Here is a 21,558-nt window from a genome sequence, read left to right on the forward strand (position 1 = left end):
ATGCTAAGTGCTCACCATGCAACCCCTTTCCCAGGCAGCAGCAAATCAATTTTCGACAGTCCGATTCGTGCTAACGGACATGGACGAGACGTTGACCTATCAGGGCCGCCTGCCTGCCTCGACGTACGCTGCGCTGGCACAACTGGAAGCCAGCGGCATTCGCGTGGTGCCGGTCACCGCGGCCCCTGCCGGATGGTGCGACCAGATGGCTCGCATGTGGCCCGTCGATGGTGTCATTGCCGAAAACGGCGGCTTGTTTTTGCGGCGGAGTTCGGACGGGCACCGCGTCGAACGACACTACTGGCATTCGCCCGATAGCATTGAACACGTACGCGAACAACTGAAGTACATTGCACAGGTCGTCGAAAAGGCGGTGCCTCAGGCACAAGAGGCTGATGATCAAGTGTTTCGTTTGACGAGCCTCGCATATCGCCGTACAAGAACCGACGCCGATCACCACATCGTCGATGCGCTCAGACAGGCGGGAGCAGATGCGACGATAAATAACCTTTGGGTTCTCGGCTGGATTGGGGGCTACGACAAGTTGACCATGTCATTGCGAGTACTAGCCAGCACATATGGCATTGACATTGGAGCAGCCCGCGAGTTAGTCGCCTATTCCGGAGACTCCACCAACGACGCGCCGATGTTTGAGTTTTTCAAACACACCGCGGGAGTGAGCACGGTGATCGATTACCTACCGCAATTGCCGACTCCCCCTCGATGGATTACGCGCAGTCCAGGGGGAGCCGGTTTCGTGGAATTCGCGAACGCCATTCTCCAGTCAGGTGCAACAAGCGCTCGCGACGCGTCCGCTCTGTAGGCGTCGAACGGCTGCTCTTAGACTTGCAGCCGACCTTTCCGGCGAACCGGGCGATGGACCGCTCAGGGTCGTACTGGGCCTTTCGAAGCGCTCCACACACCGGCCATTCAGCGTCGATCACTGCCGCCCACTTGGTTCGACAACATCCCCAGGCCTCATGCCCGCGTATCCAGACATCGCCGAACCCTCATCAGTACAGGGGTTCAGGCGTCTATCCGGACCACCACCTTACCGAAGTGCTGTCCGGACTCAAGATGCCTGTACGCGGCGGGCGCGTCGTCAAAGCCAAAGACGTGATCGACCACCGGCCGGATTCGATGCGCGGACACGAGCCTGACAACCTCGTCGAGCATCGAGCGGCTGCCCACCATGATTCCATGCAACCGCTTGATGCCCCCGATCACCGGCAGGAGTCCAAGCTCCGGTCCACTAAAGCCGCTCACACCACCGATGACCGACACGAGGCCGCCCATTTTCGTCGCGGCCACCGAGCGCGGCAGTGTGTCCCGTCCACCGATCTCCAGCACGATATCCGCGCCTACCCCATCGGTCAGCCGGAGAACCTCGTTCTGCCATTCCGGCCTGGCGCGGTAGTTGATCGTCTCATCGGCGCCGAGTTTCCGCGCGCGTTCCAGTTTTTCATCGCTCGACGACGTGATGATCGTGCGCAGACCCGCCGCGCGCGCCAGCTGCAGCGCGAAGATCGACACCCCGCCTGTGCCGAGCAGCACCACCGTGGAACCGGGTTTCGCGTCGCCGTCCACGAATAGCGCGTTCCATGCGGTGACGCCGACGCACGACAACGTGGAGGCTTCTTCATAACCCAGGTGTGCCGGGATCGCCGCAAGAGCCGTTTCGTCGACGAGGAACCGCTCGGCCAGCACACCGTTGACTTTGGCGCCTGGTGAACTGTCGACTTTCCACGGTGCCGGAGCGCCGTCGATCCAACGCGGGAAATATGTGTTGACCACGCGATCGCCCGATTTGAAGCGGCTCACGTCGCGGCCGGTCTCGACGACTTCGCCCGCGCCATCGCACAGCGGGATCAGCGGCGCATCGCCAATGCCGAGATAGTCACCGCGGGCGAACATCAGGTCCCGATAGTTCAGCGACGCCGCGTGAACCTTGACAACGACCTCGGTCGGCCCCGGCGATCGCATGGTCGCGTCGCTGCGCTTCAGGCCGGAGATACCGGCGCCGGGTTTCAGTTTCCATGCGTTCATAGCAACTCCTCATCGGGTAGAAGCACCTATGTTAGTGTTGCGGGAAAGGACGCATTGACGAGATTTTGACGACTTATCGTCGCCTGGCAGGAAACATAAACCGCGGTATCGGGAGCTCGCACGATGGACGATCGGCTAAGAGGCATTGCGGAATTTGTGGATGTCGTGGATGCCGGCACCTTCGCCGCAGCGGGCGAACGCCTTGGTGTCACGCGCTCGGCGATCGCGAAGATTGTCGCGAGGCTCGAGCAGCGTCTCGGAGTGAGACTGCTGCAGCGAACCACCCGCCATCTGAGCCTAACCGACGAAGGGCATGCATACTATGAGCAGTGCCGACGCGTGATGGCCGAACTCGGCGCGGTCGAGGCGACGCTGGAGGCGGGCCGCCGCGATCCGTCCGGGCGGCTACGCATCACCGCGCCGGTGCTGTTCGGCAGGCAGTGCGTCGCACCCGTGATGCTGAAGCTGGTCGAGCGCCATCCGTTGCTCGACGTCGAGATGTCGTTCAGCGATCGCGTTTCGGACCTGGTCGAGGACGGCTTCGATATCGCCGTGCGGATTGGACCGCTGCCAGACCATGCAACCCTTGTCGGGCGCCGGCTCGGCGTTCAGCGGATGGGCATTTGCGCGTCTCCGGCCTGGCTCGATCGACACGGGCGGCCGTCGGGCCTCGCCGAACTCGGCTCGCACGTCAGCATCGCTTACGGCCGCGGTGGACAGAGCACACCATGGCGAGTGCTCGGTGCCGACGGCGAGGTGCAGGAGTGCCGACTGTCCGCGCGCCTGCGTTATGACGACCTCCAGGCCATCGCCGACGCAGCGGCTGCGGGCGCAGGCCTCGCCTGGTTACCATGCTGGCTCGTGGCGCCCTATCTGCGCGACGGCCGGCTGTCGCTCGTGATGGATAGCAACAGCGTGCAGGGCGCCGAGGTTCACGTCATCCGCCCGCAATCGCGACATCTGCCCTCGAAGGTACGCGTCGCAATCGACGCGCTTGTAGACGAGATACCACGAGTGCTTGCCCGGGTCTGAGCCGTAGACCGCATTGAATCTGTCAACGTTGCGACGATAAATGTGTCAATGCGCGTGCTCGCCCATCCGCAACGCGCAAAACCCACCGTCGACGCTATAAGCGACGCACGCCATGCCACCATCCAGCACGTGCGTCGCAAGATAATTACTGCCGCGCCGCTATCCGCACGCGCTCGCCCGCTTTGGTTCGCGCCGACGCGATCGACATGCCCAGGCCGAGCAACGTCAGGCAGACGACGGGCACGAGCATCGGAGCGCTTGCGTTGCCCGCGACCTTTCCTATGTAAGGCATCAGGTTCTGCGCGAAGAAGCCTCCGAGATTGCCAATCGAATTGATCGCCGCGATGCTGGCTGCAGCGCGGGCGCCCGTGAAGTATCGCGGGGGCAGCGACCAGAAGCATGGATAGAGCAGGGGAATGCATGCGCCGCCCAGCACGAGCGCGGCAAATTGCAGCGGCAGACCCGGCAGCACGAGACTTAGCGCGAAGCCGATCACGCCGACGCCCGCAACCAACGCCATCGAACTGAGCACCACACCCTCGCGTTTCAGCTTCGCGGGCAGCCACAGCAGAAGCAGCGCGGAGAGCATCCACGGAATCATGTTGAGCAGGCCATTGAGCGACGAATGCGAGACGCCGCCGCTTTTCAGCAGCGTGGGCAACCAGTAGGTCACGCCGTAGAGCGAGGTGGACATCAGCATGTAGCCGCACGCGAACATCAGCACACGTTTGTCGACGAGCGCCCGCCACGGATGCCCGGCGGCCGCTTGCGCCGGCGCCTCGCGCCGTAGCGCCGCGATCATCAGGGCCTTTTCTTCGTTCGACAGGAACGGGGCGCGTTCGACGGACTCGGGCAGAAAGCGCAACGCAACGAGTGCGACGAGGACAGCAGGTATCCCGGTTGCCACGAACACCCATTGCCAACCGGCGAGACCCAGATTGCCGTCCAGCGACAACAGCAAGCCGCCCGCGAGTGAGCCGAGCATGTTGGCGAGCGCGCTGCCGAGCGTGAAGAAGCCGAGCATGCGTGTGCGATGACTCTGCGGAAACCAGAGCGTCAAATAGAAGATCACGCCCGGATAGAAGCCAGCTTCGGCGACGCCCAGTGCGAACCGGAACACATAGAAAAGTCCCGTTGAATGTGTGAATGCCATCGCCACGGTAATGGCGCCCCAGGTCGCCATGATGCGTGCGAGCCAAAGGCGAGCGCCGAAACGATGCAGCGCAAGCGTGCTCGGCACCTCGAACAGCAGATAGCCGATAAAGAAGAGCGACGCGCCCAGACCATATGACGCTTCCGACATTCGCAGCGCGTGCACCATCTGCAGCTTGGCAAAGCCGACGTTCTGCCGGTCGATAAAGGCGATCAGGAACATCACGATCAACAGCGGCATGAGCCGCCAGGCGACCTTTTTCACGACAGCCTGCTCGGCACTCATGGTTCGGTTCACGATCAATCTCCGTTCAAAATTCATATATATGTTCAGGTGGAACTGTTTTCTCGACAATGGGTACAAACCCGCTGGAAGCTAAATCTGAAGGCATGTATAGGGTTATCACCGATCTACCGTCGGCCTTGATCATGAAATCATATAGATGAATTGAACTGAGAGACTACGATGCCTGCCGATGAACGGTTGCCCCGCTACCAGCGTTTGCGCGACGAAATGGTCGCTCTGATCGCGGCCCGCCATTGGCGGCCGGGTGAAGCGATCCCTACCGAGCAGGCGCTCGCCAAAAGCTACGACGTGGCGGTCGGGACGGTCCGCAAGGCTGTCGATCTGCTCGTCGCGGAAGGGCTGCTGGAACGTTTTCAGGGCAGAGGGACGTTCGTGCGCCGCGCGAGCTTCGACAGCTCCCTGTTTCGTTTCTTCCGCTTCCAGACACGGCAAGGCGAACGACGCATTCCAGAGAGCCGCATCTTGCGACGCGAGGTCGTCGATGCGCCGTCGGCTGTCGCCGCGATCTTGCAGATTTCGAGTAGCGCGCGCGTGATCCAGATGACTCGCCTGCGGCTGATCGACGACGTGCCGATGCTCGCCGAAGAAATCTGGCTGCCCTATGTCCGTTTTGCGGCGTTTGCGCAGATGGACCTGAATGAAGTCGGTGACTTGCTGTATCCCGTGTACGAGGCGCAATGCAATCAGGTCGTGGCGTCCGCCACGGAAACACTGACCGTCGAAGCCATTGGCCCGTTGCATGCTCGACTGTTGCGCATCGAGCCGGGTACGCCCGCCGTCGTCATCGAGCGTCTTGCATACGGCTACGACAGACAGCCGCTCGAATGGCGCCGCTCACGCGGGCCTGCCAGCGAATTCATCTATCAGGCCGAGATCCGCTAGCGATCGCGCGCCCTCACAAACACGTTGTTCCCACGCAGGAACGACGACGTTGGAGACTGGAATGTTCAAGTGGTTCAGCCAGATTTCAGGCAATGAACGCCGGACGTTTTGGGCGTGCTTCGGCGGATGGGCCCTTGATTCGCTCGATGTGCAGATGTTCAGCCTCGTGATTCCGGCGATCATCGCCGAGTGGTCGATCAGCCGCACGCAAGCGGGGCTCGTCAGCGGCGTCACGCTGGTGGCGTCGGCGCTGGGTGGCTGGATTGCGGGCATGATGTCGGACCGGCTGGGGCGCGTAAAGACGCTGCAATGGACCGTCGCGTGTTTTTCCGTGTTCACGTTCCTGTGCGCGTTCGCGCAGAACTATCCGCAGTTCCTCGTGCTGAAGACACTGCAGGGGTTCGGCTTCGGCGGAGAATGGGCGGCGGGCGCCGTGCTGATGGCCGAGACCATCCGCAATGAGCATCGCGGCAAGGCGATGGGCAGCGTACAGAGCGCATGGGCGGTCGGCTGGGGCGCAGCGGTGCTGCTGTATGCACTGATGTTCTCGCTGCTGCCTGCGGATACTGCGTGGCGCGTGATGTTTGGGGTTGGCATCGTTCCGGCGCTTCTGATTCTGTACGTCCGACGCGGCGTGCAGGAGCCTGCCGCGCCGGCCCGCGCAGCGCGCAATGCGCGGGCGCGTCAGCAGCCGACGCCTGGCCTTGTCGTCGGCATCTTTTCTCCGCAAGTGCTGCGCATGACGCTGCTCGGCGCACTGCTCGGCGTTGGTGCGCATGGCGGCTACTACGCGCTGATGACCTGGCTGCCGACGTTTCTGAAAAGCGAGCGCCATCTGTCGGTCTTGAGTACGGGCGGCTACCTCGCCGTCGTGATCGTCGCGTTCTTTTGCGGGTGCCTCGTGAGTGCGCAGCTGCTGGATCGCATCGGACGCCGCAAGACCATACTCACGTTTGCGATCTGCTGCGTGATAACGGTGATCGCCTATCTGTTCCTACCGCTCGGCAATACCGCGATGCTGTTCTTCGGCTTTCCGCTAGGCTTTTTTGCAGCGGGGATTCCGGCAAGCATGGGCGCGCTGTTCAACGAGCTGTATCCGCGCGGGATGCGTGGCACTGGCGTCGGGTTTTGCTACAACTTCGGCCGCGTCGTGTCGGCGGGATTTCCGGTGCTCGTCGGGCACATGTCCGCGACCATGTCGCTTGGAACGGCGATCGGCATCGATGCGGGACTCGCATACGCAATTGTCGTCCTGTCCGTGCTGATGTTGCCCGAGACACGCGGCCGCATGCTGGACGAAGCCACGCTCGAGCCCGAACACGCAGGCGCGCTTTCTCACGCGCAGAGGCATTGACGCGCGAGACACTCGCCGTAACCGCGCAAGAATGGTGATGAAGGAACGTCCATGATGGAGAAGTCGGGGATAGAGGCGAGCCACCGGCAGGCTGTGCATCGTCCAGCCCACATTGCATCTGTCGATACTCATGCTCATGTATTCGAGCGCAGCCTGCCGCTCGCCGAAAAGCGTCGCTACGTGCCCGACTACGACGCCACGCTCGACGCATACCTTGCCCAACTCGACACGCACGGCGTATCGCACGGCGTGCTTGTGCAGCCCAGCTTTCTCGGCACCGATTGCAGCTATATGCTCGATGCGTTGCGCCGCGCGCCGCAGCAGCTACGCGGTGTCGCGGTGATCGAGCGTGATTGTCGGATCGACACACTGACGGAGATGGCGAATGCGGGCATTGCAGGGATTCGGCTGAACCTGATCGGACATCCCGATCAGCCGCTCGACAGATGGGTGAGCGCGCAAACGCTCGCCCATGTCCGCGATCTGAAATGGCATGTCGAAGTGCATGCGGAAGCTGCGCGGCTGCAGGGCATCGTCGAGCCGCTTCTGGACGCGGGCATGAATGTCGTCGTCGATCACTTCGGCAGGCCCGATCCGGAGATCGGTGTAAGAGACGTAGGCTTTCGCCGTCTTCTTGAACTGGCTGACACGCAGCGTGTGTGGGTGAAGATATCGGCCGCGTACCGGAATCGACGGCAGCTTCGCCCGGATGACCATGATGCGCGGGAGGCATTTCATTTTCTGAAAGCGGCCTTCGGCGTGCATCGCCTTATGTGGGGCAGCGACTGGCCGCATACGCAGTTTGAAGCAGACGAGGATTTTACTCACGCGCTCGAACTTCTGCGCGTGCTTCTCCCGGTTGACGAAGAGCGCACGGTTGTCCTGGCAGACACGCCTGCAAGACTTTACAGGTTCGATATCGCGTGATCCACATGGCGCATCGCAAGGGCAGGACTGGCTAAACGGGTTGCCGAGCCGCACAGCGGCAACCAGGTTTCAGTGCGGCCCATAAGCGGACGAATGTGACGTGGCTATTCCATGCCCCGAGGCAGCAACGCCGTTTTGCGCCGCGCGATGCGTAACAACGCATCCAACTCTGGCCCGTGTTGCGCATCCCTGTAGGCGAGGCCAAATCCGATCCAGAATTCCCTTTCCTTGAGTGGCCTGAAAGTCGCACCGGCGCGCCGCATCTTCGTCATCGACTTAGGTATGAAGCCGATGCCCCGTCCGTTTGCCACTTCGGCCAGCAGGAGGTGGTGATCCGCGGGTTCCAACAGTCTGCGGCTCGGCGCATGTCCGAGCTTCGCGAACACTTCCTCGTAGTAATCGAAGAATCCGGGATTTGTTCGGCGCTGCGGCCAGAACACGGGTTGGTCATTCAACTGCGCGATCGACAGGACTTTGTGCCGCGCGAGCGGATGCCGTGCAGGGATTACCGCGACCAGCGGCTCTTTGTGCAGCGGTTCAACCACCAGCTCCCCTGTTGCGCTGGGCAGTCCGATCAAGGCGACATCGAGCGCGCCACGCCGCAGGCGACGGATGAGCTCGATGGAAATGGCGGCAACGAAGACCAGCGACCCGCCACGAACCGCTTTCTTGAAGGCAGGCTCGAGGGAGGGAAATATCTCCGGGTCGAAGACCTTGGAATAACCGACCCTGAGCTGCCGGGGCCTTCCCGTTGAATGCCGTCGTGCGGTTTCGATCGCCTCTGCGGCCTGAAGCAGCGTCTTCCTGGCCCCCTTCAGGAAGGCGCGGCCCGCCGTCGTAAGTTCCGCGCCCGCCGAATCGCGAGTGAGCAGTGTCACCCCGAGTTCGCTCTCGAGCTGTTTGATCTGGCGGCTTAAAGGCGGCTGTGACATGTGCAGTCGTTCGGCCGCGGCGCGGAACGTGCCTTCCTCCGCCACTGAAACGAAGCACTCCAGCTGGCGTAGATCGATTCGTAGTCTCATGCAGAAAAGGTATCACGAATTTGGTCTTGGCCTGTTGCATCTTCCTGCCCGTATGCTCCGTTCCGCTGACTTCGAGAAGGAGCAAATCAGACATGGATACGTGCAAGCGCAGAGGCATTCTGCAGAGGAACACAGCAGCCAGAACGCTGGCAGCCGCCGCTTTCGCACCGATTGAAGCGGGTCGACAAATCACCGATGGCAAAGCACAGATGAACGGATCTACGGCTCAGACAGGCATGACGGCCCTCTTGGGCGCATCCGCTGGCGAAACCAGTGCAGAACGTTTTACCCGCGGTATCGAGGTGCTGAAGAGGATCGGTGGCACGGGCTACGATATCCCTGTTAACCGTCTGGCGCAGGTTGCCCCGGATTTGGCACGACTCACGGTCGAATTTGGCTATGGAGACATCCTGTCGCGGCCGGGGCTCGACCTGGGCCTTCGCCAGATCGCCACCGTTGCCGCGCTGATGGCCCATGGCAGCGTGCAACCGCAACTGAAGTATCACATGACCGGCTTCCTCAATGCCGGCGGCGAGCCCGCGGAACTGGTCGAAATGCTGTTCCTGGCGATTGCCATCCTTGGGTTTCCGGTCTCGATCAACGCAGTAGGTATCGTTCGCGAGATCTTTCGGGAGCGCGGTCTGGCTTTCGATCCGATCGCCCCGGTGTCCGACGATGGCACTGCGCGATATCAGCGGGGTCTCGAGGTACTCGACGGCTTGATGGCCAATCCGGAGAAGTACGTGGAAAAGCTGGCAAGCACTTCACCCGAGCTCGCCCGCTGGTCGGTCGAGTTCGCGTTCGGTGAGATCTTCGTTCGCGAAGGACTCGATCCAAAGGCAAGACAGATCGCGAGCATCTCGATGCTTGCGGCAGCCGGCAATCGCTGCGATCTGCTCCGCCTTCATATCGAAGCTGGGCTCGAGTCGGGCCTGTCCCGCGCCGAGATCACCGAAGCCCTGATGCAACTGGCCGTGTATGCCGGGTTCCCGAGCGCTCTCAATGCCTTTGGCGTTGCGGACGCCGTCTTCACCAAGCCGGAGCAGAAAGAGAAAGAAGGGGCAGGCGGCCGGGTAAGCGCGAATGCCATCGTCTCCGAAACTCGCAAGGCTCGCAGCGAACGCGGATTGGCGACACTCGCCAGGACTTCTGCCCAGGCGGGCGAGGCCGTGGTCAACAGCTTCAACGACCTGGCTCCGGATATCGGCCGCGCGATCGTCGAGCACTCCTACGGCGACATCTTTAGCCGTGCCGGGCTCGACGCGAAGACGCGCGAGCTTGCCGCATGCTCGGCGCTCGCCGCGGTGGGAAGCAAAGCGACGGAGACGCCGCTGCGGGTCCATGCGAATGCGGCGCTGACGGCGGGCGCGACGCAGGCGGAAATCGTCGAAACGCTGCTAAACGTCCTTCCGTATCGCGGATATCCCGCAGTCGAGGAAAGCATGCGTGTCGTCGGCGAGGAATTCAGAAAGCGCAGCGATCACGCCCAAAAAGCGGCGGGAGAACGGCAATGAATGCCACACGCTTTCGGACACGCGGCCGGCCCGACTGCGGCACCATCGGTGGCGCTATCTCACGCTAACTTTCAATGCCGCTACTCCCAGGTGGCGGCGTCTGCCGCGCGAAAAACAATTCACGGTTCTTTACTTCTTTACTTCGACAGATGCAGCTTCTTCGATAGCACGATACCCCGCTGTGGGCTCACGAGCCAGATGGCGTGAATGTTGGTGTAGAGGGTCGAGGTTCTTGTTGTGATGTCTGTGGGCTCGTCGTTGGTGGGATCGCTATGTTCGCGTCGGTCGGTCAGGTAAGGCGGCGCCATGCTACACATCAGCACAATCGCGAAGTCTCCATTCGCTTCGTGGAACGCCGTCTGCGAGAGTGTCACGCGTCCGCGAACCCTGGTTTTGCTCCGTTCGCCCGACTTGAGCTCAATCAGATCGATATGTTGGATGTACCCCTTGGCCTTCGCCTCTGGCGCCACCACGAGCCCTCGACCGCGTTGTCCGGTGATGGTTTTCTTGAGTAGGATCGCTCCCGGATTGTCGTCATCGGACAGATCGATGTCTACCGTCAACAGGTGCGTCTTTGACTGATATCGTATTCCGTAGGGTGCAGGTACGACGAAAGCCAGGTCGCGCCCGAGACTGGCTTTCGTCGAGTCGAGCCCGCTTGGCGCCTTAGGGACAGGGACGTGGATCAGCTTCCTGATGCGATCGCTCAACGAAGGCGAGTTGGCATTCAAGCTCTGGCCCGCCAAAGCGTCCCTGATGGCAACCGGGTCGTCGCCGACGAAAGGCCGAGTCGACAGGACATCTGCAGAGGCAGAAATTTCAGGCTCAGTCGTATTGGGAACAGCGGCCGAGTCTGCCGACATCTCGGCGTGCGCCAGCAGCGACATGCAAACCAGGGCGCAAGCGACATTCGAACGGACCAGCATAGATTTAAGATCAGCCACGACACTCCTCCAGGATCATGGCAGTCTATCGCAAAGCCTTGCATGGCCAACTCGACCGGCTTTCCATGTGCGACAGCGCATTGACTGCTACCTGCCTTCGCATGCAGAGCGGACGCGAACTCGGACTTCATCCGCTCGGCCCGACGAGTAAAGCTGCCCGCTAACCAAACCTTTGGGGAAATCCCCGTGAACCTCGCCGTCACACCAGCTTGATCGATGTCGGGTCTGCCGTCAGATAACCGACCGCTGAGCCGAAGCGATTCCGGTAGTTCGCGCGTACGAGCGGATCGAGCGTGGCCTGCACTTTCGAGTGCAGGGAAGTCCAGTCGCCCGCATGCTGGAAATTGCTCATGATGTAGGTCCAGCCATTGATTTCATCGACGGCATGCAGGCCTGTCGACTCCGCACCTGCCGGACACGACAGCACGCGCGACAACGCCTTCGTGTCGACGTTATAAGCCCACAGGAAATTGTTGACATGCATGCCGCTGTCCTCACCGATGAACAGAGTACGCAGCTTTTCCGAGAACTTCAGGTTGTCCGGATTCGCGATCTTCTCCGGATTCGCGGTATTGCCGAGACCGTCCGCACTCGCCAGGTCTTCGCCAACCAGTTCAGCCGGCGCGCTCATATCGATGGGAACCCATTCGCTGTCAATCGCGGCGCCCTCGAGATCGCGCTGCCCGCCCTTCATATTCAGCGCGTAGACGGCGCCCGATGTAATGGCCTTGTCGAGCGCGACATCGGTCGAATGGTCATTGCCCCGCACCATCGACGCCGTAATCTGCGACATGGCCGAATAGAGAATCTTGTCTTTCGCGTTGACCGTCGTACCTTCGAGTTTCGTGAAACCCATGCTCGCGCCGCGCAGTGCGGCGTAGCGGTGCGTCTCAAGAAATGCGGCGGCTTTCTCCATGCCAGGCTTCAGGCGGACCCAGTTGAATTTGCCTCCGAAGTGAATCCGGGTGAACGTCGGATCGGTCGGCGGGTTCTTCTCGTCGGTGACGACGTCCATGATGTCCGTGATCGTCAGCGTATCGGCGAGCGCCTCGATTTGATCGCTGGTCGCGTGACCGATTTTGAGCCACGTCAGCGTCGCGGCGCCGGCACCGGCCGACGAGCTTTGCGCCCACTTTGCGACATACAGCGTGCCCGCCGACAGGTCGGCTTGTTTGTCCGCGATGAACATGAACAGGCCGCCGTTGGTCGCGTCGTCGCCCATCAGCACGGTGCGCTTATCGGGCATCACCTGAATCAACTCATGCGAGATGCGGCCGAGGCAGTAATGCTTCTTGACCGTCCCCGTGCCATCAGGATGCACGGTCACTTCCGGCAGATGGCCATAGTGATACGGCCGCGCCGCTGATGCACTGCCGTACAGATTCCGGCTGTACGCCTGGAACTGCGTGTTCGTCGCGATCGTCGCGGCATCCGGCTCGTACTCTTCGCTCGACAGATGCGTATTCCACGGCGACAGGCTCGCGCCGCACGTGATCCACAATCCATGCGCGCCCGATGTATCGACGTTCGAATAGCTGACCAGCGTGAGCTTGCCGGTCGTCGGGTCCTGATCGAGCGTCAGCACGGCAATCGGCGACGGCAGCTTGCCGTACATGTCGCCCGCGGCTGTTTCCGTCTGGTCGCGCGTCGCGTATTCGAACTGCACGACGGCGAACACCGCGTTCCCCTTGACGCCCTTCACCACCGGCTTGTCGAGCCGTATCAGCGAGGTGCCGTCCGGGCAGTCGGAGAAGAACTGGCGCTCCTTGCCCGGTACCGATGTGTCCATGATCGGCTGGTTGTTGATGTCGAAATACCCGCCTGCCACGATCACGCCGCCCGTCGTGTTGACGACCGTGTCGCCCGTCACGAAGAACGGCTGATACGCGAGTTTGTAGGTACGGCTGCTGCCGTCGCTGTACCGCGTGGTCAGCGTCGATCCGACCGTGGTCGCCGCCATCGCAGCAGGATTCGCCAGCGAGGGCGCTGCCATCCCGGCGAACGACGCTGCCGTGAAGGTCGCTGCCGTGGGGGCGGGCGTGTTGCCCGCTGCAAGGTCGCTACTGCCGCCGCAGCCCCCGAGAATCGTTGTCGCGGCGGACGCACCGAGGGGCAGCATCGGCGCGCCTGCGATGATCCTGAGAGCCCTGCGGCGTGAGTAGTCGAATGATTGCACCATGTTCTCCTGGTTCCTTGTTGTGGGGATGTACCGGGGACTCAGGATCGGGATGACCATGGCGCGCCGGATTGACGCGTTACTTTATGGAATGAATATGAAACGTATTTGACAGCAGCCTGTAATGTGTTCGGCGGACCGTGCTGACGTAGGTCGCCGGTATCCTTCGCGCGTACGTTTTTATGCATCTCAACGTAACATGGGCGTTGCGCTACGCAATTGCAGCGCGTTTGCCGCGATCGCAGCCAATCGCGAGACCAGATAAAGATAGAGAAATTGCTTGGTTAGCCGCAAAGCGGCTGCACGCTATCGTATGAGCTCCTGACTATCCGACGACCTCGTGTCGATCGTTCATGAGCACTCTCGTCGTTGACACCACGCCGCTCGATCCCCGTTCGCAACCACTGCTCGACGCGCTGCTGCACGAATACGCGAGCCGCTACGAAGATTATCGAAAGGACGGCGGTGCGGCCGCCGCGCAAGAGATGGCGCGCTATCCGGCCGACCTGTTCGCACCGCCGCACGGCGCATTCATTCTGCTGGTCCGCGACGGCGAGACCATCGGCGGCGGCGCGTTCAAGCGCTACGACGCGCGTACGGCGGAACTCAAACGCATCTGGACGCGTGACGATCTGCGCCGCCAGGGACTCGCGCGACAGGTCGTGCAGGAACTGGAAGCGCGTGCGCTCGCGCAGGGCTATTCGCGCATCTATCTGACTACCGGCTTCAAACAGCCGGAAGCATGGGCGCTGTACGAACGAACCGGCTATACGAAGTTGTTCGATACCGCGTTGCCTCCCGAAGTGCACGTGCATCTTCGCTTCGGCAAGAACCTGCTCGCGCCGCAACGCCTCGACACGCTCGACGACCTGCGCGCGAAAGACGCCGATCTGGCTGCCCGATAAACGGCGCACTCTTATCTCCTCACACTTCAACGGATATCACATGAAGACAGGTCTACAGTTGTCGTCGCTCGTGTTGGTGGTCATGTTTTACGTCGGCGGCAACGCGTTCGCCGCGACGGGCTTCGATCTGAGTCCCGACCAGCACGGCCGCGTCCGTGCCGAACAGGATGCGGCCGCGACGAAGGCGGTGCCCGCCAACTTCCCATTCGTCGCGAAAGACGAGCTGACCGTCGGCATCGTCGTCGCGCATCCGCCGATCAGCACCTATGCAACCGATGCGAAGACCGTGGTCGGCTTCGATCCCGATCTCGCGCAACTCGTCGCGGACAGCCTCGGCCGCAAGCTCAATGTCGTGATCCTCGCGTGGCCGGATTGGCCGCTGGCGCTCGCGTCCGGCAAGGTCGACGCGGTGATTTCGAACGTGACCGTGACCGAGGAGCGCAAGGTGAAGTTCGACTTCTCGACCTACCGGCGCGACGAGGTCGGCTTCTTCGTGAAGACCGATAGCCCGATCAAATCGATCCGCGAACCCAAGGATGTCGCGGGCCTGCGCGTGATTACCGACGCCGGCACGAATCAGGAAAAGATCCTGCTCGAATGGGACAAGCAGAACGTCGCACATGGATTGAAGCCGATCCAGGTGCAGTACTACGACGACGATGCGGTCAAATCGGTGGCGCTGCAATCGGGGCGTGCCGACGCGATCTTCAGCGTCAACGCGGCGCTGCTCTACGACTCTGCTACGCATGGCAAGACGCGCCAGGTGGGCACGGTCAGCGGCGGCTGGCCGCGTACCGCCGAAGTCGCGGTGACGACGCGCCGCGGCAGCGGTCTCGCCGCGCCGGTAACGATCGCGCTGAACGATCTGATCGGCAAAGGCCAGTATCGCGCGGTGCTCGAGCGCTGGAATCTCGGCTCCGAAGCGATCGACAAGGCCGCGACCAATCCGCCGGGATTGCCGAAATCCTGAGTGCGTCAGCGCCTTTGATCTTTCTTCGTCGATCTGCCATCCCATGACCTTTTCGCTATCGCTGCTGGATAAAAGCCCGATTGCCGCCGGTGCGAGCGCGGCCGAGGCGTTGCGCTTCACAGTGTCGCTCGCGAAGCGCGCCGAAGCGCTCGGCTTCAAACGCTTCTGGATCGCCGAGCATCACGGCGCATCCAACCTCGCGAGTTCGGCGCCGGAGATCGTCGTCTCCCATGTGCTCGCGCATACGTCGCGGATTCGCGTCGGCTCGGGCGGTGTGATGTTGCAGCACTACAGCCCGTTCAAGGTCGCCGAGACGTTCAGGCTGCTCGCGGCGCTCGCGCCCGGGCGCGTCGATTTCGGCATCGGCAAGGCGCCCGGCGGACTGCCGCAGACCACCCGCGCGCTGCAATGGCTGCACGACAAGAAGAACAAGCCCGGCTTCAACACGCAGCTTGCGCAACTCGATGCGTTTCTCGGCGCGGGCGTCGAACCGGACCATGCGCTCGCGGGCGCGTTCGCGTTTCCGGCTCCGCCCGCGCTGCCGGAGCGCATTTTGCTCGGCGGCAGTCCGGATAGCGCGGCGCTTGCGGCAAAGCAGGGCTGGCAGTTCTGCTACGCCGGACACTTCAACGGCGACGAGGCGAACATCGAGCGCACCGTGCAGACCTACCGCGCTGCGAGCGGCCGCGCGCCACTGCTCGCGCTGTACGCGGTCGCCGCGGCGACGCGCGACGAAGCCGAGCGGCTCACCGGGCCGCTGCGCATCTTCAGGCTGCAACTGGCCAGCGGCCAAAGCCTGAATCTGGCGACGGCCGAAGCCGCGGAAGAATACGCGCGCCAGGCGGGCGCGAGCGGCTACACGATCGAAGAGCGCCATCCGCACGTCGTCAAGGGCACGGCCGACGATGTACGCGACCAGCTCGACGCCTTGAGCCGCCGCTACGGCATCGACGAATTCGTCATCGATTCGCCGTTGCAACACTATCCGGCGCGCCTGCGCTCGGTCGAGCTGCTCGGCAGCACGATCGAGCCGGCCTACGCGTGATCTTTCCAACGAACACTCAACGATTGGCGGACTATCCGATGAGCCATCGCAAACTCAATTTCGGCATCATGCTGCAGGGCGCCGGCAGCCATATGAATTCGTGGAAGCATCCGGCCGGGCCCGCCGATGCGAGCGTGAACCTGAACTTCTTCGTCGATACGGTGCGCAAAGCCGAGGCACACGGCATCGCGTTCGCGTTCGTCGCCGATGGTCTGTATATCAACGAGAAATCGGTTCCGCACTTTCTGAACCGCTTCGAACCGGTCTCGATCCTGTCGGCGCTCGCGACGGTCACGTCGAAGATCGGACTAGCGGGCACCGTGTCGACGTCGTACAGCGATCCATTCACCGTCGCGCGCCAGTTCGCTTCGCTCGATCTGATCAGCGGCGGGCGCGCGGGCTGGAACGTCGTCACGACGCCGCTCGAAGGCACCGCGAAGAACTACGGCGGCTCGCATCCCGAACATGCGCTGCGCTACGAGATCGCCGACGAATACCTGAGCGTCGCGCAAGGCCTGTGGGATAGCTGGGACGACGACGCGTTCGTGCGCGACCGTGAGCGTGGTGTGTTCTTCGAGCGCGACAAGCTGCATACGCTCGACCACGAGGGCAAGTTCTTCCAGGTGGCGGGGCCGCTCAATATCCAGCGCTCGGCGCAGGGTCAGCCGGTGATTTTCCAGGCGGGCTCGTCGGACGCCGGCATCGCGCTCGCCGGCAAATACGCGGACGCGGTATTTACGCATTCGGTGTCGATCGAAGAAACGCGCGCGTTCGCGCAGCGCGTGAAAGACAGCGCGGTCGAACATGGCAGAAGCCGCGACGACGTGAAGATCTTCCCCGGCATCAGCCCGATCGTCGGCGCGACAGTCGAGGAAGCGGAAGCGAAATACCGCGCGATTCGTGAGCTTTTGACGATCGACGAAGCGCTCGCCTATCTCGGCCGCTATTTCGATCATCACGACTTCACGCAGTATCCGCTCGACGAACCGTTCCCCGAGCTAGGGGAGATCGGCCGTAACAGTTTCCGTTCGACCACCGACCGCATCAAGGCGGAAGCGCGCAGGAAGGGCTCGACATTGCGCGAGGTCGCGCTCGAAGTCGCGACGCCGCGCACGCATTTTCTCGGCACGCCCGCGCAAATCGCGGACGAGCTGATCCGTTGGCTCGACGCCGGCGCGGCCGACGGTTTCATCCTCGGCTTCGCGGTGCAAGCGCAGGGGCTCGACGATTTCGTGCGCTACGTGCTCCCCGAACTCGAACGACGCGGGCGCTACGAGCGCACGTTGACGGGTTCGACGTTGCGCGACCATCTCGGTTTACCACGCAAGGCAAGCCGCTATGCGGCGGCGGCGGAGTTGGCAGACCCGGCAGACCCGGCAGACCCGGCCGACACGGCCAACGCGGCTGCCGTGGCCTGAGAGCGCGGAGCAGACGACGATGAACGACACCGCTGAACTCGCGAATCCGCAACTCGCCGCCGCGCACGCCGACGCGTTGCGCGAGCGCGCCGACTATCGCATCGTGCCCGCGAAGAACCGCGCGCGCCTCGCCGGTACCGTGGCGGCCGTGCTACTGATTGGCATCGTGCTCGAATCGGTATTGGGCAATCCGCGCTGGGGCTGGAATGTCTTCGCGGAATGGTTTCTGTCCGAGCCGGTATTGTCCGGGCTCGGCCGCACGCTGTTGTTGACCGCGCTCGGCGCGGCGTTCGGCTTTGCGCTCGGCGTCCCGATCGCGCTCGCGCGCGTGTCGCGTTCGCCGCTGCTCGCGGGCTGCGCGTGGGCGTTCGTGTGGCTGTTTCGCTCGATTCCGCTGATCGTGCTGCTGTTGATCCTGAACAATCTCGGCTATCTGTACGAGACGGTGCATCTAGGCTTGCCGTTCACGAGTGTCGTCGTTCTCGATGTGCCGACCACCGAGCTGATCAGCCCGTTTCTCGCTGCGGTGCTCGGCCTGACGCTCAATCACGCGGCGTTTTCGGCGGAAGTGATTCGCGGCGGCATTCAGTCGGTCGACCACGGTCAGCTCGAAGCGGCCGCCGCGCTCGGCTTGCCGCGCGAGCGCCAGGCCCGGCGCATCGTGCTGCCGCAGGCGATGCGTGCGATTGTGCCGACCGCGTTCAACGATCTGATCGCGCTCGCGAAGGGCTCGTCGATGGTCTATGTGCTCGCGATGCCGGAGCTGTTCTACACGGTGCAGATCATCTATCGACGCAATCTCGAAGTGATTCCGCTGCTGATGGTCGCGACGGTCTGGTATCTGATCATTCTGACCGTGCTGTCGGCGATACAGGTTTATGTGGAGCGGCATTTCTCGCGCGGCGTGAAGCGTAGCGCGGTGCCGTCCGCTTTCGGCGCGCTGCTGAAAAGCATGGGCATTGCGCGCGGTGGCGACGTTGCGCACGTCGAGCCGTTTGGAGATGCAAAAGACAATGCACGTGCAGGCGCCTCCGCCTCCCTGGATCAACGCTGGGCCGATCAACGCGACGGCGCACGCATCACGATCCAGCAAGTATCGAAGAGCTTCGGCACGCTGAAGGTGCTCGACAACGTGTCGCTGACGATGCGCCCCGGCAGCGTCACCGTGATTCTCGGTCAATCGGGCTCCGGCAAATCGACGTTGCTGCGCACGATCAATCATCTGGAGCGCGTGGACGGTGGCCTGATCGATATCGACGGCGAGCTGATCGGCTATCGACGCGACGGCGATACGCTGTACGAGCTCAAGGAGAAAGAGGTCCTGCGACGCCGCGTCGAGGTCGGCATGGTGTTTCAGAGCTTCAATCTGTTCCCGCATCTGACCGTGCTGGAAAACATCATCGAGGCGCCGGTCGCGTTGGGACGTCTGTCGCGCGCGGAAGCGGAGAGCCTTGCGCTCAGTCTGCTTGCGCGTGTCGGTCTCGAAGCGAAGGCGCATGCGTGGCCGCGTCAGTTGTCGGGCGGGCAGCAGCAGCGCGTGGCGATTGCGCGCGCGCTGGCGCTGAAACCGAAGGTGCTGCTGTTCGACGAGCCGACCTCGGCGCTCGATCCCGAACTCGTCAACGAAGTGCTCGACGTGATCAAGGCGCTCGCGCGTTCCGGCACGACGATGGTGATCGTCACGCACGAGATCGGCTTTGCGCGCGAAGTGGCTGACACGATCGTGTTCATGGATCGCGGACGCGTGATCGAGTCGGGCCCGCCCGCGCAAGTATTGAACGAACCGCGCCATGCGCGCACGCGCGAGTTTCTGTCACGCGTCCTGTGAATGCAGACTGATCCTCTCAATGACCAATCGACGACAATTCATTCTCGCCGGTACGGCGCTCGGCGCGCTGCTCGTGCGCAACGCGCTCGACGTAGCAAACGCGGCGCAGGCGCCGCACGGCACGGTGGACCTGAGCCCGGAACAGCCGGGCCGCATTCGCGTGCCGAAGAATCCGGCAGCGATCGCGGCTATCGGCAACCACTATCGCTTTGCGAACGACGGCAACTTCACGGTCGCGATTTCGCCGCACCTTCCGCCGACCGCGACCTATGCGGCCGATGCGCGTACCGTAGTCGGCTCAGATGCCGACTATGCGCAACTGATCGCCGATTCGCTTGAATTGAAGCTGAACCTCGTACCGATCGCATGGGCCGACTGGCCGCTCGGCCTCACCTCGGGCAAGTACGACGCGGTGATCTCGAACGTCGGCGTGACCGAGCAGCGCAAGGAGAAGTTCGATTTCACGACCTACCGGCAAGGTCTGCACGGCTTCTATGTGAAAACCGCGAGTCCGATCAGGAAGATCGCGCAGCCGCAGGATATTGCGGGCCTCCGGCTGATTACGACCTCGGGCACGAACCAGGAAAAGATCATCCTCGAATGGAACCGGCAGAACATCGCGAAGGGTTTGAAGCCGGTCGAGTTCCAGTACTTCGACGATGACGCCGCGAGCCGCATCGCGTTGCTGTCGGGCCGCGCCGACGTCGTATTCAACCCGAACGCGCCGCTTGCCTACGATGCGGCCACTACCGGCGCGATCCGCGAGGTGGGTACGCTGAACGCCGGCTGGCCGGCGCGCGCGGATGTGGCGATCGCCACACGCAAGGGCAGCGGCTTGATGGATGCGCTGACGGTCGCGACGAACGGACTGATCGCGAATGGCGTCTATCAGCGGTCGCTCGCGCACTGGGGTATCGAGTCGGAAGCGTTGCCGCGCTCCGAAAGCAATCCGCCGGGTTTGCCGAAGTTCTGATGCGTCGAAGGACATTGCAGCATCGGGTTTATCACTCCAGCAGATAACCGTATCGGATTTGCTTCGTTGGCATTGCGCGCGCGGGCCGGTACATTCGTCGCACTGACCGCGCCGTTCGGCGCCCGCTGAATAGTTTCGACGAAGAGACGCCTGTGACGACTACCGCCGCTGCTTTTACCGCTCCCGCTATCCCGACGCAATCCTTCGAGATTCGCGCGTTCGATGCGCCGCTCGGCGCCGAAGTGCTCGGCCTCGATCTCGGCCAGCCGCTCGGCGACGACGATTTCGCGCGCATCCACCGCGCGCATCTGGACCACCACGTCCTCGTGTTTCGCGACCAGCGCATCACGCCGGAGCAGCAGATCGCGTTCAGCCGCCGCTTCGGTCCGCTGCAGATTCACGTGCTGCATCAGTTTGGCCTGGCAGGTTATCCCGAGGTGCTGGTCGTATCGAACGTGATCGAGAACGGCAAGCCGGTCGGCCTCGGCGACGCCGGCCACTACTGGCACTCGGACCTGTCGTACAAGGAAAAGCCGAGCCTCGGCTCGTTGCTGCACGCGCAGGAGCTGCCGGCCGAAGGCGGCGATACGCTGTTCGCGAACATGCATCTGGCGTGGGATACGTTGCCCGCGCGTCTGCGCAGCGCGGTGGAAGGGCGCAGCGCGGAGCACACGTATCTGGCGAAATACGCGGAGCTGCAGAAGCGCAGCCCGTGGCGGCCGAATCTGTCGGCCGAGCAGATCGCGCAGGTGAAGCCGGTCGTGCATCCGATCGTGCGCACGCATCCGGAGACAGGGCGCAAGGCTTTGTTCGTCAGCGAGCACTTCACGACGCGCGTGATCGGTTTGCCGGAAGACGAGAGCCGCGCGTTGCTCGACGAACTGTTCGCGCACAGCGTGCGGCCCGAACATCTGTATCGGCATCGATGGGCCGAACACGACATGGTGTTCTGGGACAACCGCTCGTTGATGCACCTCGCCGCCGGCACGCCCGACCACCTGCGCCGCAAGCTGTATCGCACGACGATCGAGGGCGACGTGCCACGCTGAGCGACGCTTTCCAT

The 21,558-nt window shown here is 62.6% G+C and carries 18 protein-coding genes; 13 read left to right on the forward strand and 5 right to left on the reverse strand.

Annotated features, from left to right (window positions below; genetic code table 11):
- Positions 1-16: 16 nt before the first annotated feature.
- The gene (locus BC1002_RS16345) at positions 17-823 is read left to right on the forward strand and encodes an HAD family hydrolase (protein ID WP_013091107.1); all 807 of its coding nucleotides are present in this window, start codon (positions 17-19) and stop codon (positions 821-823) included.
- A 203-nt stretch (positions 824-1,026) separates the two neighbouring features.
- Here BC1002_RS16345 and BC1002_RS16350 read toward each other — a convergent pair whose 3' ends face one another.
- The gene (locus tag BC1002_RS16350) at positions 1,027-2,046 is read right to left on the reverse strand and encodes a zinc-dependent alcohol dehydrogenase family protein (RefSeq protein WP_013091108.1); all 1,020 of its coding nucleotides are present in this window, start codon (positions 2,044-2,046) and stop codon (positions 1,027-1,029) included.
- Between the two features lie 123 nt (positions 2,047-2,169).
- Here BC1002_RS16350 and BC1002_RS16355 point away from each other — a divergent pair, with 123 nt between their 5' ends.
- Positions 2,170-3,078, forward strand: a complete 909-nt coding sequence (locus tag BC1002_RS16355; protein WP_013091109.1) for a LysR family transcriptional regulator — start codon at positions 2,170-2,172, stop codon at positions 3,076-3,078.
- Between the two features lie 145 nt (positions 3,079-3,223).
- Here the strand turns inward: BC1002_RS16355 and BC1002_RS16360 are convergent, their stop codons facing one another.
- Positions 3,224-4,516 (reverse strand): MFS transporter, encoded by a 1,293-nt coding sequence (locus BC1002_RS16360; RefSeq protein WP_176136613.1) that lies wholly within the window; start codon positions 4,514-4,516, stop codon positions 3,224-3,226.
- A gap of 180 nt (positions 4,517-4,696) precedes the next feature.
- On the opposite strand from BC1002_RS16360, the gene BC1002_RS16365 reads away from it, so the two are divergent.
- The 3 genes from BC1002_RS16365 (at position 4,697) to BC1002_RS16375 (ending at position 7,700) form a co-directional block, all read left to right on the forward strand.
- Positions 4,697-5,419 carry a GntR family transcriptional regulator gene (locus tag BC1002_RS16365; protein ID WP_013091111.1) on the forward strand — a complete coding sequence of 241 codons (723 nt, stop codon included), beginning with the start codon at positions 4,697-4,699 and terminating at the stop codon, positions 5,417-5,419.
- Positions 5,420-5,480: 61 nt separating this feature from the next.
- On the forward strand, positions 5,481-6,773 hold the full coding sequence (locus tag BC1002_RS16370) for an MFS transporter (protein WP_013091112.1): 1,293 nt from the start codon (positions 5,481-5,483) through the stop codon (positions 6,771-6,773).
- A gap of 51 nt (positions 6,774-6,824) precedes the next feature.
- The gene (locus BC1002_RS16375) at positions 6,825-7,700 is read left to right on the forward strand and encodes an amidohydrolase family protein (protein WP_013091113.1); all 876 of its coding nucleotides are present in this window, start codon (positions 6,825-6,827) and stop codon (positions 7,698-7,700) included.
- A gap of 104 nt (positions 7,701-7,804) precedes the next feature.
- Here BC1002_RS16375 and BC1002_RS16380 read toward each other — a convergent pair whose 3' ends face one another.
- Positions 7,805-8,722 carry a LysR family transcriptional regulator gene (locus BC1002_RS16380; protein ID WP_013091114.1) on the reverse strand — a complete coding sequence of 306 codons (918 nt, stop codon included), beginning with the start codon at positions 8,720-8,722 and terminating at the stop codon, positions 7,805-7,807.
- A 92-nt stretch (positions 8,723-8,814) separates the two neighbouring features.
- On the opposite strand from BC1002_RS16380, the gene BC1002_RS16385 reads away from it, so the two are divergent.
- Positions 8,815-10,236 carry a carboxymuconolactone decarboxylase family protein gene (locus tag BC1002_RS16385; protein ID WP_013091115.1) on the forward strand — a complete coding sequence of 474 codons (1,422 nt, stop codon included), beginning with the start codon at positions 8,815-8,817 and terminating at the stop codon, positions 10,234-10,236.
- Positions 10,237-10,373: 137 nt separating this feature from the next.
- Here the strand turns inward: BC1002_RS16385 and BC1002_RS16390 are convergent, their stop codons facing one another.
- Complete coding sequence (locus tag BC1002_RS16390) at positions 10,374-11,162, reverse strand: hypothetical protein (protein WP_041735261.1); 789 nt, start codon at positions 11,160-11,162, stop codon at positions 10,374-10,376.
- Between the two features lie 217 nt (positions 11,163-11,379).
- Positions 11,380-13,359: a PhoX family protein gene (locus BC1002_RS16395; protein WP_041734873.1), complete on the reverse strand. Its 1,980-nt coding sequence runs from the start codon at positions 13,357-13,359 to the stop codon at positions 11,380-11,382.
- Between the two features lie 350 nt (positions 13,360-13,709).
- On the opposite strand from BC1002_RS16395, the gene BC1002_RS16400 reads away from it, so the two are divergent.
- The 7 genes from BC1002_RS16400 to BC1002_RS16435 all read left to right on the forward strand — a co-directional run bounded on the left by BC1002_RS16400 (position 13,710) and on the right by BC1002_RS16435 (position 21,544).
- A complete protein-coding gene (locus BC1002_RS16400; RefSeq protein WP_013091118.1) occupies positions 13,710-14,261 on the forward strand; it encodes a GNAT family N-acetyltransferase in 552 nt (183 codons plus the stop codon).
- Positions 14,262-14,301: 40 nt separating this feature from the next.
- Positions 14,302-15,231, forward strand: a complete 930-nt coding sequence (locus BC1002_RS16405) for an ABC transporter substrate-binding protein (protein WP_013091119.1) — start codon at positions 14,302-14,304, stop codon at positions 15,229-15,231.
- A 43-nt stretch (positions 15,232-15,274) separates the two neighbouring features.
- Complete coding sequence (locus BC1002_RS16410; RefSeq protein ID WP_013091120.1) at positions 15,275-16,276, forward strand: MsnO8 family LLM class oxidoreductase; 1,002 nt, start codon at positions 15,275-15,277, stop codon at positions 16,274-16,276.
- Positions 16,277-16,314: 38 nt separating this feature from the next.
- On the forward strand, positions 16,315-17,694 hold the full coding sequence (locus BC1002_RS16415; protein WP_013091121.1) for an LLM class flavin-dependent oxidoreductase: 1,380 nt from the start codon (positions 16,315-16,317) through the stop codon (positions 17,692-17,694).
- A gap of 19 nt (positions 17,695-17,713) precedes the next feature.
- Positions 17,714-19,522 (forward strand): amino acid ABC transporter permease/ATP-binding protein, encoded by a 1,809-nt coding sequence (locus tag BC1002_RS39380; protein WP_013091122.1) that lies wholly within the window; start codon positions 17,714-17,716, stop codon positions 19,520-19,522.
- Positions 19,523-19,541: 19 nt separating this feature from the next.
- A complete protein-coding gene (locus tag BC1002_RS16430; protein WP_013091123.1) occupies positions 19,542-20,495 on the forward strand; it encodes an ABC transporter substrate-binding protein in 954 nt (317 codons plus the stop codon).
- Between the two features lie 152 nt (positions 20,496-20,647).
- Complete coding sequence (locus BC1002_RS16435) at positions 20,648-21,544, forward strand: TauD/TfdA dioxygenase family protein (protein WP_013091124.1); 897 nt, start codon at positions 20,648-20,650, stop codon at positions 21,542-21,544.
- Positions 21,545-21,558 lie beyond the last annotated feature (14 nt).

The sequence above is a fragment of the Paraburkholderia atlantica genome, assembly GCF_000092885.1.
In the GTDB taxonomy this organism is placed as follows: domain Bacteria; phylum Pseudomonadota; class Gammaproteobacteria; order Burkholderiales; family Burkholderiaceae; genus Paraburkholderia; species Paraburkholderia atlantica.

What these genes read in the sequence shown, in the direction of transcription:
- BC1002_RS16385 (WP_013091115.1), top strand. Translation starts at nt 8,815, where the DNA reads ATGGATACGTGCAAGCGCAGAGGCATTCTGCAGAGGAACACAGCAGCC.
- BC1002_RS16405 (WP_013091119.1), top strand. Translation starts at nt 14,302, where the DNA reads ATGAAGACAGGTCTACAGTTGTCGTCGCTCGTGTTGGTGGTCATGTTT.
- BC1002_RS16390 (WP_041735261.1), bottom strand. Translation starts at nt 11,162, where the DNA reads ATGCTGGTCCGTTCGAATGTCGCTTGCGCCCTGGTTTGCATGTCGCTG.
- BC1002_RS16415 (WP_013091121.1), top strand. Translation starts at nt 16,315, where the DNA reads ATGAGCCATCGCAAACTCAATTTCGGCATCATGCTGCAGGGCGCCGGC.
- BC1002_RS16410 (WP_013091120.1), top strand. Translation starts at nt 15,275, where the DNA reads ATGACCTTTTCGCTATCGCTGCTGGATAAAAGCCCGATTGCCGCCGGT.
- BC1002_RS16355 (WP_013091109.1), top strand. Translation starts at nt 2,170, where the DNA reads ATGGACGATCGGCTAAGAGGCATTGCGGAATTTGTGGATGTCGTGGAT.
- BC1002_RS16345 (WP_013091107.1), top strand. Translation starts at nt 17, where the DNA reads ATGCAACCCCTTTCCCAGGCAGCAGCAAATCAATTTTCGACAGTCCGA.
- BC1002_RS16400 (WP_013091118.1), top strand. Translation starts at nt 13,710, where the DNA reads ATGAGCACTCTCGTCGTTGACACCACGCCGCTCGATCCCCGTTCGCAA.
- BC1002_RS16365 (WP_013091111.1), top strand. Translation starts at nt 4,697, where the DNA reads ATGCCTGCCGATGAACGGTTGCCCCGCTACCAGCGTTTGCGCGACGAA.
- BC1002_RS16375 (WP_013091113.1), top strand. Translation starts at nt 6,825, where the DNA reads ATGATGGAGAAGTCGGGGATAGAGGCGAGCCACCGGCAGGCTGTGCAT.
- BC1002_RS16380 (WP_013091114.1), bottom strand. Translation starts at nt 8,722, where the DNA reads ATGAGACTACGAATCGATCTACGCCAGCTGGAGTGCTTCGTTTCAGTG.
- BC1002_RS16360 (WP_176136613.1), bottom strand. Translation starts at nt 4,516, where the DNA reads ATGAGTGCCGAGCAGGCTGTCGTGAAAAAGGTCGCCTGGCGGCTCATG.
- BC1002_RS16370 (WP_013091112.1), top strand. Translation starts at nt 5,481, where the DNA reads ATGTTCAAGTGGTTCAGCCAGATTTCAGGCAATGAACGCCGGACGTTT.
- BC1002_RS16350 (WP_013091108.1), bottom strand. Translation starts at nt 2,046, where the DNA reads ATGAACGCATGGAAACTGAAACCCGGCGCCGGTATCTCCGGCCTGAAG.
- BC1002_RS16395 (WP_041734873.1), bottom strand. Translation starts at nt 13,359, where the DNA reads ATGGTGCAATCATTCGACTACTCACGCCGCAGGGCTCTCAGGATCATC.
- BC1002_RS16430 (WP_013091123.1), top strand. Translation starts at nt 19,542, where the DNA reads ATGACCAATCGACGACAATTCATTCTCGCCGGTACGGCGCTCGGCGCG.
- BC1002_RS39380 (WP_013091122.1), top strand. Translation starts at nt 17,714, where the DNA reads ATGAACGACACCGCTGAACTCGCGAATCCGCAACTCGCCGCCGCGCAC.